The following is a 13,755-nucleotide window of genomic DNA, read 5'->3' on the forward strand; positions in this document are numbered from 1 at the left end:
ATCTTGCGAAACGATGTTTCTCATGGCCTGTCAAAAGTAAGATAGCTTTTCTTATTCCACAAATAGTAGCGCCAAACGCACCTGGTCATAACCCATACGTGGACTGGTTAACTCGACAATCGGACGCAGTTTAATAGACCCATCATCATTGAAATGATCGGTATCCTGTCGCTTAGTCAGACGTTTATAGATCTTACGCACTTGTTCAACCACTTCCTCACCCGGATGAGCTACAGATATATCTAAACCTTGCTCTTTATGCAGTCGACCTAAATGGTTAATAATCGTTGCCGGTGTTAAGCCACGCTCAGTGGCGATATCGGCAATATCATAACCTTCTTCAAACAGTTCACGCGTTTCATCCAGCGTTGCGGCAGCATAATTCTGCTTGCCGCCATTTTTCGCCAGTTTTTTTTCATTACGCTGAATTTCAGTTTCATTCAGCGTACCGCCGCAATGACGGATAAAGGCATTGTGCTGCTTGGTTAAATCAATATTTTCAAAGTGTTCTTCGGCTTCACTCGACAACTCCTGAAAACGGCGGTCTGCCTTAATTGCCAGACTATCCAGTTCCAATGCCTGCTCATTAAAACCTTTTAGACGTAGACCATCTAAAGTTTTTAAACGCGAAAGTGCCACATAGCCCTGTCCTTTTTCAAAAGTATGACTCAAGTCAATTTCGGCAGCTTCTAAGGTCATACCTTGTGATTTATGAATCGTAATCGCCCATGCTAGACGTAAGGGAATTTGCTGGAAACTGGCAATAGTCTTACCGGCTTCATTTTCTACTGACCAGGTTTCTGGTTCAACCAGCAACGTCGTCCCATCTGTGAGTTTGACTTTAGGCAATACCCCAAATTCATCATCTTCTTCAAAACCAATAACTTCACCCAAACTGCCATTGATATAGCCCAGATCAAAGTTGTTTTTGACAAACATGACTTTAGCATGCTTTTTCAGCGTTAAGGTTTCTGGCGCACGCACTGAAGATTTCAGCGTTTCGATCAACTTGTCATTGCCGTCGCACTGGGCATCAAACTGGCGCGGCTCATTATCAATTTCATTTAAATGCCGGAAGTTGATACTGTCCACATCCATATTATGCGTATACAGACGCGTATAAGTGTCGCCAATCTCCTGATGACGTGTTCCTTGCAAGGCATTTCGATGTTCTGTACCAATCGCCTGTGCACGGATCGCATTTAGAATATCATTTAGATAATCATTGCCCTGACGGTGCTGCTCAGTCAGATAACAAACGCGAAATTTGGCTTCAACCCAGGCATCTGACATAAAGCAGAATTTATCCCGGTTGCGTTCATCATTTCTGCCCACTGGAGGCAACTGAAAGAAATCGCCAGCAACAATCACCTGAATGCCACCAAAAGCTTCATCAGATTCTTTGAAATACTTTAATACCTGATTAACCAGATTTAGCTGCTTGGCATGCAGCATAGAAATCTCATCAATAATCAGTACCTGAGCATTTTCCAGATGCTCTTTCAGATATTTGCGCTCTTTCATACGCTTCAGGTCTTCTTCTGACAAGAAGTCCTTAATCCCGATACCGGCCCAGGTATGAATAGTCATGCCATTCATGTGCGTTGCCGCGATACCTGTAGATGCTGTAATCGCAACAGATACCTTACGTGCTTTCAAATAATTGATATATTGATTCAGGGTATAGGTTTTCCCTGCACCAGCCGAGCCTGTTAAAAATACATTTTCGCCCGCTTTAAGTAACTTAAGTGCAGTTTCCTGTTTCATATGACCTATACCGTGAAAGAACGGCTATAGCCTAACGACTTTTCCGGCAAAAGTTAAGTATTCAGGTCCAAATCAGAATCTATACACGACGTATGCAGTCGTCTGTTAAACCAGCTGGTGAAATGAATTGCCATATCGATACATTGCGGATCTGCTTTTTGGTTATGGGGATATTCCAGCTGATCGAAAATAATTTCCTGATCGTGTATATGACAACCCAAGAGCAGTGGCGTAGATAATTCTGCATGACTGACATGAAAAGCAACATATTCCCCTTCTATGATCCGCTGTGCATAACTGGCGGCCAGACAGTTCTGAAAAATCCGAGCTTCCTCAATAATCTGGTCTATATTTTTTAGCTCTTCAAATTTCCAGTCAAAATAATAGAAATGTGCTTCATTCGTCAGACTTTTCCAGTCCTTAAGTGCAAAGTCCTTTTTCAGTCGGGCAATAATTTCCTGCTTCTGAATCTGGTCATGCCAGGCAATGGCCTGAATAAACAAACCCTTCCAGGTCAGACTTTTTGGAATATTTTTATGTATAGCAAAATATTCTGCCAGATAGTCACGTACATAACTGTCAAAAATTGATTCGCGTACATTGGCATCTTGCAGATAAAACAGCTGTCGAAACTCAGTCAATTGAATCCGATAACGCTGCAACTCGGTATAAAAATCGCGATTTTGTTGAGTAGCTGGCCTGATATATTGCTGTACCGCTTCAGGCAGATGAGAAGTTGCTTTATGTAAATGCTGCATATAGGCCTGCATGACCCGGCTTAAACCCATATATACCTTCTTGGTGGTGCAATCATCCATCTTGACTACTTCGCGCATCAGGCCGATCCACTCGTCCAGATACAGAATTGACGGACTGATAGCGATCCGGTGGTCATTAATCGCCTGACGTGTTCCTTTTAATACTACGGATTTATTATCCGGATGCGTGAACCATTTATACTGTATGGCATGCTGATGCACACTATGAATAAATAACCGCGCCGAAGCATATTGAAAATATTGCAAGGTCGCCAGCAGCACCTGTGGATGAACCTGATGGGTATTCAAGAAACTGATCGCCGTGACTGTAACCCGTACACTACTGTGCTGAATATTCGTACTAATCCAGTCCAACACTTCAGCAGACTGCTTGAACAGCCAGTTGATCGCCCGATTACAGTCAAACAATGGCAGTTTCGCGACTTTTTTCTGCCATAACTGATGATTATTTTCCAGAAAATGCTTCTTGCTTAGCAGATCATCCCGTCCCCAGGTATCACGGTTCATCAAACGCACGAAACCCAGCATATTACTATGCTCCAAGGCGTGCCTGAACAGGAGTTCAATATCGTTTACATGATCATTCAACTCATGCAGATTAAAACGCTCCTCAAAGGATAAACTCATAATACGGTAGATTGCCGGATGCAGAAATTGTGCTGCGCTAAAACAGAATTCATCCAGACTGTGCATGAGTCCCTGAATCGAAAGAAAGTCAGCGGGCGCTAAATATTCTAAGGAAAAAATCTTCTGCATTTGCTGCAAGATGTTTTGAGGTAGTTCTTTTCCATATAAGACATAGTCACTCATTACTGGCGTGGTATACAGACCCGCTCTTCTCATCAGATGATCAATGATTTCTGCCTGCACAACGGAAAGTTGCTGCACGAATTTCAGCACACGTGCAGGCCCATTGACCCATTGATAGACCTGTTCGAACAGCAGCTTACGTAACTGTTGCGCTTTATCACGCAAGAATAGGGAATGCTGGGGTTTTAAATCACCAGTCAGGAAATGGATATCCTGTAAAAAGAACTCTTCCAGAGTGTCTGACTTGTGATGCTGCACACTAAAATGTGGTTCTGCCAGCAATTGCGCTGTGCCCTGCTGAATGTGCTGAGGCGTATGCAGCTGGATATGAAACAGGCCATTTGCCAAGACGATCCGATATCGCTCATGATCCAGCTTGAACATATTCTGGGCATTTAAATTCCCCACAATGTCCCACTGATCCTGATAAATATCATGCAAGCAATCTGAAATACGAAGCAACTGCCTGGCGAGCTGCTGATACTGCGGTACTAAACTCTCCTGTTCCATACACGCACCTAAAATGGACTATAAACTCATTTAAGCATATTCAAGTCATCTGACACAGACCAGTAAAACAGCTCATATAGAAAAATAATTCACAAAATAAAATAAATCAGATAAAACAGCTCGCATTTAAACCCAGTTCATTTTTATTTTTCAGGATTTAGGTGATAGCTCGGATATTTTTTAATTCTTCAATTGCCTGATAGATCTGTTGCTGAATCTGATCACGGAATAGTGTCATATCTTTTTGGCTTTGGATATGAGAGACAGATAAAGCTGGCTGGAACTGAAAATAGAAAGGTAACCGTTTTGGAAAAAGACTTTTCGGCAAGGAAGGAATGACATCCCCTTTACGCAAGAGTTTATTAAGTGCAGAAACTTTGAGTAATTTCTGAAAATATTTATTTTCCACGACCTGACGGGCATCAAAGCCAATTTCGAAAATTTCATCACCGCCCAGAGCAGCAAACGGTATGATATCGTAGTCAAATTCTTGTGCCAGCCTTAAAAAGCCATAACGCTGTTTCCAGATCAGCTGGTACTGCTCGCCTTGACGTTTCAGTACTTCTCGCCCTCCACCCGGGAAGACCAGAATCGAATAACCCTGGCGCATAACTTCGCGTACATATTCCTGCACACCATCAATCGCGCCAAACTTTCTGAAGATTTCACGCCAGAGCGGAATATAAAAGTGGCTGTGGTCCGCAATACTGACCACGGCCACTTTATGTTCGTTGTACAGGTAATCAATAATCATGGGTGAATCAAACACTCCGTAGATCGAATGATTACCGACATACATTGCAGGTCGCGAAGCATCAATGTGCTCAGCACCGAAAAAGGTCGGCGTAAAATACAGTTTGGACAATCCGCTTAAGCGTTTGATCCAGGCTGCATCATGCTTAACCTGCAAGATGTCTGCTCTAGCTTAAGCGACGTGCTTTTTCACTAGGATTGAGCCTACAGAGTAGCCCGCACCGAATGAACATAACACACCATATTCGCCGTCATTTACTTCATTTGCTGTACGGTGCAATGCAATGATGACACCTGCTGAAGATGTATTTGCAAACTCGTCCAAAATCAATGGTACCAGTTCTGATTTTGCGTGTTCTTTACCTACGATCAGTTTCAGAATCAGCTCATTCATGTTCACGTTCGCCTGGTGCAACCAGAAACGTTTTACATTGGTCGGTTCAATCTGGTTCTTTTCCAGCTGCTTGGTGATCATCTTCGCAACCAGCGGACAAACTTCTTTAAATACCTTACGACCGTCCTGACGGAAACGGTTGTTATCGATATCAGCATCCACTTCGCTTAGGTTCAGGTAACCAAAGTTATTGCGAATGTTGTTTGAGAACTGGGTGAACAGTTCAATATCTTCAATTTCGAAACCAGTTTTAGTTTCAGTCTCTTCAATGATTGAAGCAGTAGCGACATCACCAAAGATAAAGTGACAGTCACGTGAACGGAAATCGGTATGACCAGAGGTGATTTCAACATTTACCATTAATACGCGGCGCGCACCAGACTTGATCGCATCAGCTGCCTGCTTAATCCCGAAAGTCGCTGCAGAACATGCCACGTTCATGTCATATGCATAGCCTTGAATACCCAAAGCTGTCTGAATTTCAATTGCAAGTGCTGGATAAGCACGCTGAATATTCGAACATGATAGAATCACAACATCGATGTCTTCTGCAGTCACACCTGCATTATCCATCGCCTGTTTCGCCGCAGCTACGCCCCACTCTGCCTGAATAGACAATTCGTCATTTGAACGTTCATGCAGTAGAGGACGAAGACGTTTTGGATCCAGAATACCAGTTTTCTCAGCGACATAACGGCGTTTGATGCCAGAAGCTTTTTCAATAAATTCTGCACTCGAACCACGCAATTCTTCAATTTCGCCCGCAGCGATTTTGTCAGCATTCTCGAGGTTATACTGTTCCACATAAGCATTTAAACTTTCAACTAACTCTTCATTGGTAATGAAATCTGTTGGATGAAACAGACCAGTACCTGTAATGCGGATGCCCATGTAAAACTCCTTTTAGAAATTACCTATATGTTAACTGATTCCAAGACGATCCCATACTTTTTGTAGGCGATTCGGAGAAACCGGTGCTTTAGTTTTCATCGGTTGTGAAAATAAAGAGATCCGCAATTCCTCAACCATGAAATACAGTTCTTTCAGGCGAGCGTCATTTTTAAACTGGAACAATTTTTCCATCCAAGGGTCAATTTGATCAATGGCAGAATCATCCCTTTGTAAATTATTTGGCAAACGGTTAAGACGCAAAATCAGTGCCTTGAGATAGCGTGGAAATTCAATCCAGACATCCGCCGGTACGGAATAAACAAAGTCAGAAAGATTCATCAAATCTAGCTGATCCTCAATGTCATCAATGTTCTTGCCAAACACAGAACCGTCTAAAACCAACAATTTCCGGCGTATTTCCTGCCACTGGGTATAAATATCGGTAATATCCCGTAAAGCAGCTTGACCATAAGTCAGGAAAGATTTTTTTACATCTTCTAACAACTTTTGGAACTCTTGCGCATTGACAGGAAGCTCTTTTATTGCCATCTGGAGTGTGGCATAAACTAACATTTGTTCCAGTTTAGCTTTATCACCCAAGGGTGAATAGGCCAATGCCAGTGGTTTAGAAATCTGTTTTTTCAGTTGGCGAATCAGATCACCGAGCTGCATATGCACCAGACGGATTACCCCGGCACGATGCTGACGAATCGCTTCAGCCTGATCATTAAAGGTCTGAATCACCACACCAGATTCATCTTTCTGTTCCAGGGCAGCAAAGTCTTTAGTGGGTACCAGAGCCTGGTATTGTTTCACCACCACACCTGTCACTTTTTGCGAAGCTTCAAATACAAAGCTTTCCGGGAAAGTTTTGTATTCACCTTTCAGCTGTTTGACTGGACTATGTGTTTCAGTACGGCAACGAGCTTTCAGCTCTTCCAGATCGCGGCCCTGTTCAATGACACGGCCTTTCTCATCAATCACCTTAATTAAAGGCAACAGATACTGCTCAACGCGTTCCAGTGAAAAGTCTTTTTCGGTAATCTGTTCACCACGCAACTGGAATGCCAGAAAGCTAAAGATATGCTTCTGCAAATCAGTCGCATCAATACGTGCCATTAACTTACGTGCAGTATCCGGAATTGGTACCAGATTACGTCGTTTATCTTTTGGTAATGCTTTTAATAAAGCTTCGATCAGGTCCTGACGCCAGCCTGGAATCCCCCAAGACCAGAGATTTTCATCCACTTGAGGCAAGGCTTGTAGCGGAATACGAACGGTCGCTCCATCTTCATCATGGCTTGGGTCAAAACGATAACTGGCTGCCAGACGTAACTCACCATTACGCAAATAGTCCGGGAACTGCTGCGTGGTCGGACGGTCATTCAACCATAATGCATCATCATCAATAAACAGATATCGCGGATCTTGGGGTTCTATCGTAGCACGCCAGTCTTCGAAACTACGGCGACTTGCCACTTCTGGCGGCACTTTGGAAGCATAGAACTGATAAATGGTTTCTTCATCCACTACCAGATCACGACGGCGCAGCTTGTCTTCAACCCGTTCCACTTCTTCAAGCTTGAGCAGATTATGCTTCAAGAATGGTGGCGTAATTCCCAGATTACCTGTGGTCAGTGCATCACGCAGGAAGATTTCATGTGCAGCTTCCTGATCTACTTTTTCATAATTGATCTGACGCTTAGGTTCAATGATCAGACCAAACAGTGAAATCTGGTCATATGCATTTACTACGCCGGCTTTTTTAGACCAGTGCGGTTCAAAGTAATGGTGTTTCACCAGATCACGTGCAGCGAGCAGAATCCATTCTGGCTCAATTTTGGCAAGCGTCCGTAAATACACCTGTGAGGTTTCCACCATTTCAAAGGCCATTACCCAAGGGGTATTGGTTTTATGCAAGGTCGAAGCTGGGAATACACGCGCCTTCTGCTGACGCACCGCCATAAACACATTACGCTCATCAGTCTTATTGGCAATGAAAGACAACAGACCGGTTAATAAGGCACGGTGCAGATTTTCATAGCTGGCTTTCTTTTCATTAAAGGACAGGTTCAATCCCTTAGCGAGGTCAACCAACTGTTCATGGGTTTTTTTCCATTCACGTAAGCGTAGCCAACTGAGGAAATGATTCCGCGCAAAAGTACGGCGCTTGTTCTCGCTCATATTTTCACGATTGGCATGCAGGGTTTCCCATAGTTTGATATAAAACAGAAAATCTGAATCTGCTTCACGGAACAGCGCGTGTTTTTGATCAGCCTGCATCTGCTTGTCAGCTGGACGTTCACGTGGGTCTTGGACAGCCAGCGCAGCAACAATCACCAGTACTTCATTCAAAACACCGAAATGCGCTCCACCGAGAATCATCCGTGCCAGACGTGGATCAATCGGCATTTTTGCCATTTGATAACCAATCTTGGTCAGCTCATTTTTCTTCTCGGACATTGCTCCAAGCTCAATTAAGAGCTTACGACCATCATTTACCAAACGGTGATCCGGTGGCTCAATAAAGTCGAATTCTTCCAGTGAACCCAGTTTCAGACTCTGCATTTGCAAGATGACTGATGCCAGGTTAGTTCGCTTGATTTCCGGTTCAGTAAACTCAGGACGACTTAAAAAGTCTTCTTCTGAATACAGGCGAATACACACACCCGGCGCAATACGACCACAACGACCTTTACGCTGATTCGCTGCGGCCTGGGAAATCGCTTCAATTGGCAGGCGCTGTACACGTGAGCGATAGTTATAACGCGAGATACGGGCAAAACCGCTATCAATTACATAACGGATGTTCGGCACTGTCAGTGCAGTTTCCGCCACGTTGGTCGCGATAATAATGCGTCGACCACCACCAGATGAACTAAAGATTTTTTGCTGTTCAGCTAAAGCCAGCCGCGCATACAACGGTAAAACTTCAGTATGTCGTGGACCATGCTTGATCAGAGTCTCCTGAAGCTCACGAATTTCCTGTTCAGTACTGGCAAAAATCAGGATATCGGCATGTTCAGGATGACCTTTCTCTTGCGCATCCTGAAAACATTCTTCTACAGCGGCTACGACTGCACGTGGCAGGTTTTCTTCAAAATCATCAAATTCGTCGTCATCACTACCGCCAATTGTCATTTCCGAAATTGGACGATAACGCAGTTCAACCGGATAGCTACGACCTTCGACCTCAAAGATTGGTGCACCATTAAAGTAGTTACTAAAGCGGTTTACATCCAGTGTAGCTGAGGTAATGATAACCTTCAGATCTTTACGACGTGGCAGTAACTGCTTTAGATACCCCATAATAAAGTCGATGTTCAATGAACGTTCATGTGCTTCATCGATAATGATGGTGTCATATTTGGTCAGGAAGCGGTCATTGGCCAGCTCAGCCAGCAAGATACCGTCCGTCATCAAACGAACCAGAGAATCTTGTGAACCCTGCTCATTAAAACGAACCTTAAAGGAAATTGACTCGCCGAGCTTTTCCCCAACTTCTTCTGCAATACGTTGCGATACACTACGCGCAGCCAGACGACGTGGCTGGGTATGACCAATCAGGCCGGTCAGACCGCGTCCGGCCAGCATGGCAATTTGAGGTAACTGTGTAGTTTTACCAGAACCGGTTTCACCGGCTACAATAATCACCTGATGCTTTTGAATCGCGGCAATTAGCTTGTCAGTGTACTGGGTAACCGGCAGATCCTGATTCAGCTTAATATTCGGAATACGTTCAACACGCTCTAGAACTTTTAAATGCGATTTTTCGAATAATTCTCGGTATTGTTTTTCATTGGCATCCTTACCCTTACGTAAACGATTTAAACGGTGGAGGTCACGTGCCATCACCCAGTTTTCGACATTTAAACCCTTCGCAGCCAAGTCAGCGCCCTACAACTATTCTAAAACATACTATTCTACTCACTTTCATGCATTTTCCCAATGTACTTATGCGCACTTAGATCGTAATTTGGTTGTTGCAGCGTGACTAAAAGCTATGATTTACATTGCGCTCGGATCTGGAGCTGATTCGTATTTTTAAAATATTGCCAGCAAGTAAATACTCAGGCTTCTCTCTCAATACCCAGAGCTATCCATTTCAAGTCAAAATTTTAAAATAAGCCATAAAATGCTTAGGCTATTTAAAAAAGACACCTTTGCTTACGACTGATACGATTTACTTTTCACATATCATCAAACTACAAGATATTTATAAAATCAGGAGCTTCGCAGTCTTCACATTCTCAAATTAAATCAATTTATTTGAAAAAAATAAGATTTTTTTAAGCTTTACCCTTGAATTTTGTCGCGTAAAACATCATGTTCTTATGCAGGTTGATGACCGAACATGTTTTGTCATCCAGGCAGCTCTGGCTATGCCGAATGTACATAAAGATGACTTGGGTAAACTGGCAGTCAGTTACATAATTCGGTTTTTCCGATTTTTGTAATGTAAAAATACCATTTTAGCTAAGACCCAAAGTTCGATACTCTTATTCAAAATTAAAGACTAACCTCAATCATGGAGACAATGATGAGCTTGATTAATACTGAAGTTAAACCATTTAAAGCAACTGCTTTCCACAATGGCCAATTTGTTGAAGTTACTGAAGCTGACCTTAAAGGCAAATGGTCTGTAGTATTCTTCTACCCAGCTGACTTCACTTTTGTTTGCCCAACGGAACTTGGTGACCTTGCTGATAACTACGCTGAATTCCAAAAACTAGGTGTGGAAATCTATGGTGTTTCTACTGACACTCACTTCACTCACAAAGCTTGGCACGACACTTCTGACGTAATTGGTAAAATTCAGTACCCATTAATCGGCGATCCAACTTGGACTCTTTCTAAAAACTTCGAAGTTCTAATCGAAGCTGACGGCCTTGCGGACCGTGGTACTTTCGTTATCGATCCAGAAGGCAAAATCCAAATCGTTGAAATCAACGCTGGTGGTATCGGCCGTGATGCTCAAGAACTTCTTCGTAAAGTTAAAGCAGCTCAGTACGTACACGCTCACCCAGGCGAAGTTTGCCCAGCTAAATGGAAAGAAGGCGAAGCGACTCTTGCTCCTTCAATCGACCTAGTTGGTAAAATCTAATCTGTATTAGATTGCACTGATTAAAAAAAGCCACGCAAATGCGTGGCTTTTTTATTTGAACAGTATCAGGCAACTTTACGCTGTGCACCAGCTGTCGTCTGAATCACATCATGGATGAATTTCAATTTCTGTTGCACGACCGGATTAATCAGGAAAGGATAAAAGTCATCCTGCCCCATACTGCGGTTCAAGCTATTCATGGCAAAAGCTACGGGTAACCAGGCCTGATAAATTTCATCAAAATTACAGGTGTAATAAGGATTTATCCGCTTTACCAAGGTCATGAACTGATCATCACGTTCTTCTACTACATGTGGATGGATCTGCATGCCGAAGGAATCGGCAGTTTCCAGCACATCGACGATGTGCAGATAGTGTGCCCAGGTTTCAGCCCAGTCCTCCCAAGGATGCATGGTGGCATATGTACTAATATAACGCTCCATCCAGTCTGCGGGTGGTCCTTGATGATAATGCCGATCTAAAGCTTCCTGATAGTCCATGCGCTCGTCCCCAAACAGTTGCCGGCAAGGCTCCAGAAATTCGGTGTTATCTACCAGTACATCCCAGTAATAATGCCCAATTTCATGCCGAAAATGCCCAAGCAAGGTGCGATAAAGCTCCTCCATATTCTTGCGTTCCATGGCGCGTTCGACATCATCTGCTTCTGCAATATTAAGGGTAATCACTCCATTATCATGTCCAGTCATGACTTTAGGTTCATCAGGATTATTTGGATTGGCCTTAAAATCAAAAGCTAAACCAGATTCAGGATTTTCCTGCCGAGACTGCAACGGCAACTTCCAGCGCAATAAAGAATAAACCAGGCGATGTTTTGCGAGTTCAATTTTATGCCAACGCAGTCGATACTGGGGTTCATTTAAATTGGGAATCACACGATTCAGGCGACAAGCCAGACAGAAGTCATGCGGATCTTCTTGCGGAATCACCCAGTTACATACCGCATACTCGGCATTAGCACAATAACGGTATTTGGCCTGTGTATCTGGTTCTGTCAGTATTGATCCATCTGCATTGGATTCTAAAGCCACCATCAACATGGTTGAGCTATCAAACCCCAGCAGATGTTGACATGCAGTACAGTAATTATTATCAAAATAAACAGGTTGATGGCAGTGGGAGCACTTAAATAATTGCATGTAGAAATAACTCTGCTTCGTTCTTGTTTTCCCCTCATCTTAAAGCAGTTTTTTTTAACTACCTTAAATTTTTTGTAGCATTTTCTTACAACAGGTATCCAGAGTTTGCATATTTTTTGCTTAATTGAAAGTATCGTTTCTTGATGAAGATTTTACCTTGAGCTATTGATTGAATTGATCATCCTGGAAAGGGTGAGAAAGAGAATAAATTTACAAAGCAACTATATAGAACTCAGTGCCCTTGAATTAAGTTCAAGAGATAGACCAATAAGAATTAAATCTAAATCTTCCTGTCTATCGGAGGTGTAGTATGGCTCTACTTTTAACAGTAATTTCCTGGAAATATAATCCTTCAAGCCGCCATCTTAAAATTTTCTATGACAATGGTTTAACCGAGCTTTATCATCCAGTGCCCGAATATATTTATGACAACTTACTCAGGCGTCATGACAAGGCGGCCTTTGTGAAAAAATACCTGGAATATGATCTTAATTTCACCCGGATTTACAGTGATTAAAACCGGGCTATTTACTCGAAACTATTATTGAAAAGTAATCAAGAGTAAGCCTGCACCGATATCGACTGTAGAAGATACAAAACGCTTATCCAGATCGACCAATGCTTTGAATACTGCCACCTGTTCTGCATGAGAAAGCACATTATCCACTACAAGTAACCCACCCTGCTGTTGCAACAATTGCGGCAGGTAGCTCCAATATTCAACATAAGCATCACGCTCAGCATCCAGCAGAATAAAATCGAACTGCTGCTGACAGGATTGTAAATAATCCAATGCATCTGTTACCTGAAAATCAATATGACTGTCCAGCTTTAAATGTTGAGCATGTAGCTGGGCTTCTTTCGAGCGCTCTGCATCAATTTCCAGAGTCACCATGTGACCTTGCGTGCTTGATAAAGCTTCGGCCAACCATAAAGTGGAATAACCTGTAGATGTTCCGAGCTCAAGCACACATTTAGACTGTTGTGCACGAATAAGTATAGAGAGAAACTGCGCTGATGCAGGTTCGATATTACGATAGCGCTGTAACCGATCACTCAGACCAGCATCATGCGCACTAAAGCGAGCATATAATTCACGAACATAGTTTTGAAAATGACTTATGTGTTCCACGCTCTACTCTCTTATTCAAATGATTAGGTTTTATAGTGCTGTGATCAGTTTAAAGCGCTCTAATTCACGATCGTCATCTAAAGTTATCACCTCAGTAAACATGCTGAGTGGACGCACCCAGATTGAATAGTCACCGTATAGACATTGATAAACCACCAGCTTTTCTTCAGTCTCACTATGCATGGCGACATGCAGGACCTGGTATAATTGACCTTTGTAATGCTGATAAATTCCGCGTTGAAGTTCCATTATTTTATTCACTCGATTAAAGCAGATTCATCTTAACTGAAAATTATCACAATACTGCTAGATCACTTGAAAATTCCATTATTAGTCCAATATAAGCTTGATATCAATGATGAAATTTCCATTTCATCTAAATTTCCGATTGAATAAATAAAAACTACCTGTTTTGCCTATTCATCTATTTCACTTAATATTCTTTCATCGAATAAATT

At 42.6% G+C, this 13,755-nt stretch carries 10 protein-coding genes; 2 read left to right on the top strand and 8 right to left on the bottom strand.

Going from position 1 to position 13,755, the window contains the following annotated elements:
- Window positions 1-51: 51 nt before the first annotated feature.
- The 5 genes from BK820_RS03385 to hrpA form a co-directional block, all read right to left on the bottom strand.
- Window positions 52-1,767 carry a DEAD/DEAH box helicase gene (locus tag BK820_RS03385; RefSeq protein ID WP_071320101.1) on the bottom strand — a complete coding sequence of 572 codons (1,716 nt, stop codon included), beginning with the start codon at window positions 1,765-1,767 and terminating at the stop codon, window positions 52-54.
- A gap of 53 nt (window positions 1,768-1,820) precedes the next feature.
- A complete protein-coding gene (locus tag BK820_RS03390) occupies window positions 1,821-3,866 on the bottom strand; it encodes a hypothetical protein (protein WP_071320102.1) in 2,046 nt (681 codons plus the stop codon).
- Window positions 3,867-4,023: 157 nt separating this feature from the next.
- Window positions 4,024-4,776: a lysophospholipid acyltransferase family protein gene (locus tag BK820_RS03395; protein ID WP_071320103.1), complete on the bottom strand. Its 753-nt coding sequence runs from the start codon at window positions 4,774-4,776 to the stop codon at window positions 4,024-4,026.
- Window positions 4,777-4,791: 15 nt separating this feature from the next.
- On the bottom strand, window positions 4,792-5,904 hold the full coding sequence (locus tag BK820_RS03400) for a beta-ketoacyl-ACP synthase III (protein WP_008303977.1): 1,113 nt from the start codon (window positions 5,902-5,904) through the stop codon (window positions 4,792-4,794).
- A 30-nt stretch (window positions 5,905-5,934) separates the two neighbouring features.
- Window positions 5,935-9,756 carry an ATP-dependent RNA helicase HrpA gene (gene hrpA, locus BK820_RS03405; protein ID WP_071320108.1) on the bottom strand — a complete coding sequence of 1,274 codons (3,822 nt, stop codon included), beginning with the start codon at window positions 9,754-9,756 and terminating at the stop codon, window positions 5,935-5,937.
- 688 nt (window positions 9,757-10,444) lie between these two features.
- On the opposite strand from hrpA, the gene ahpC reads away from it, so the two are divergent.
- Complete coding sequence (ahpC, locus tag BK820_RS03410) at window positions 10,445-11,008, top strand: alkyl hydroperoxide reductase subunit C (protein WP_004815527.1); 564 nt, start codon at window positions 10,445-10,447, stop codon at window positions 11,006-11,008.
- A 65-nt stretch (window positions 11,009-11,073) separates the two neighbouring features.
- Here the strand turns inward: ahpC and BK820_RS03415 are convergent, their stop codons facing one another.
- Window positions 11,074-12,165 (bottom strand): zinc-binding metallopeptidase family protein, encoded by a 1,092-nt coding sequence (locus BK820_RS03415; RefSeq protein ID WP_071320104.1) that lies wholly within the window; start codon window positions 12,163-12,165, stop codon window positions 11,074-11,076.
- Between the two features lie 310 nt (window positions 12,166-12,475).
- Here BK820_RS03415 and BK820_RS03420 point away from each other — a divergent pair, with 310 nt between their 5' ends.
- Complete coding sequence (locus BK820_RS03420) at window positions 12,476-12,682, top strand: KTSC domain-containing protein (RefSeq protein ID WP_004815523.1); 207 nt, start codon at window positions 12,476-12,478, stop codon at window positions 12,680-12,682.
- Window positions 12,683-12,706: 24 nt separating this feature from the next.
- Here the strand turns inward: BK820_RS03420 and BK820_RS03425 are convergent, their stop codons facing one another.
- Together BK820_RS03425 and BK820_RS03430 are read right to left on the bottom strand one after the other, a co-directional pair.
- On the bottom strand, window positions 12,707-13,297 hold the full coding sequence (locus BK820_RS03425; RefSeq protein ID WP_004815521.1) for an O-methyltransferase: 591 nt from the start codon (window positions 13,295-13,297) through the stop codon (window positions 12,707-12,709).
- Window positions 13,298-13,327: 30 nt separating this feature from the next.
- The gene (locus tag BK820_RS03430) at window positions 13,328-13,546 is read right to left on the bottom strand and encodes a DUF1653 domain-containing protein (protein WP_004815519.1); all 219 of its coding nucleotides are present in this window, start codon (window positions 13,544-13,546) and stop codon (window positions 13,328-13,330) included.
- Window positions 13,547-13,755: the final 209 nt, after the last annotated feature.

The organism is Acinetobacter sp. LCT-H3, assembly GCF_001866125.1.
Lineage (GTDB): Bacteria > Pseudomonadota > Gammaproteobacteria > Pseudomonadales > Moraxellaceae > Acinetobacter > Acinetobacter schindleri.

Excerpts from the sequence above, each read along its gene's own strand:
- BK820_RS03390 (WP_071320102.1), bottom strand. The coding sequence starts at position 3,866 with ATGGAACAGGAGAGTTTAGTACCGCAGTATCAGCAGCTCGCCAGGCAG.
- hrpA (WP_071320108.1), bottom strand. The coding sequence starts at position 9,756 with ATGGCACGTGACCTCCACCGTTTAAATCGTTTACGTAAGGGTAAGGAT.
- BK820_RS03420 (WP_004815523.1), top strand. The coding sequence starts at position 12,476 with ATGGCTCTACTTTTAACAGTAATTTCCTGGAAATATAATCCTTCAAGC.
- BK820_RS03430 (WP_004815519.1), bottom strand. The coding sequence starts at position 13,546 with ATGGAACTTCAACGCGGAATTTATCAGCATTACAAAGGTCAATTATAC.
- ahpC (WP_004815527.1), top strand. The coding sequence starts at position 10,445 with ATGAGCTTGATTAATACTGAAGTTAAACCATTTAAAGCAACTGCTTTC.
- BK820_RS03385 (WP_071320101.1), bottom strand. The coding sequence starts at position 1,767 with ATGAAACAGGAAACTGCACTTAAGTTACTTAAAGCGGGCGAAAATGTA.
- BK820_RS03415 (WP_071320104.1), bottom strand. The coding sequence starts at position 12,165 with ATGCAATTATTTAAGTGCTCCCACTGCCATCAACCTGTTTATTTTGAT.
- BK820_RS03400 (WP_008303977.1), bottom strand. The coding sequence starts at position 5,904 with ATGGGCATCCGCATTACAGGTACTGGTCTGTTTCATCCAACAGATTTC.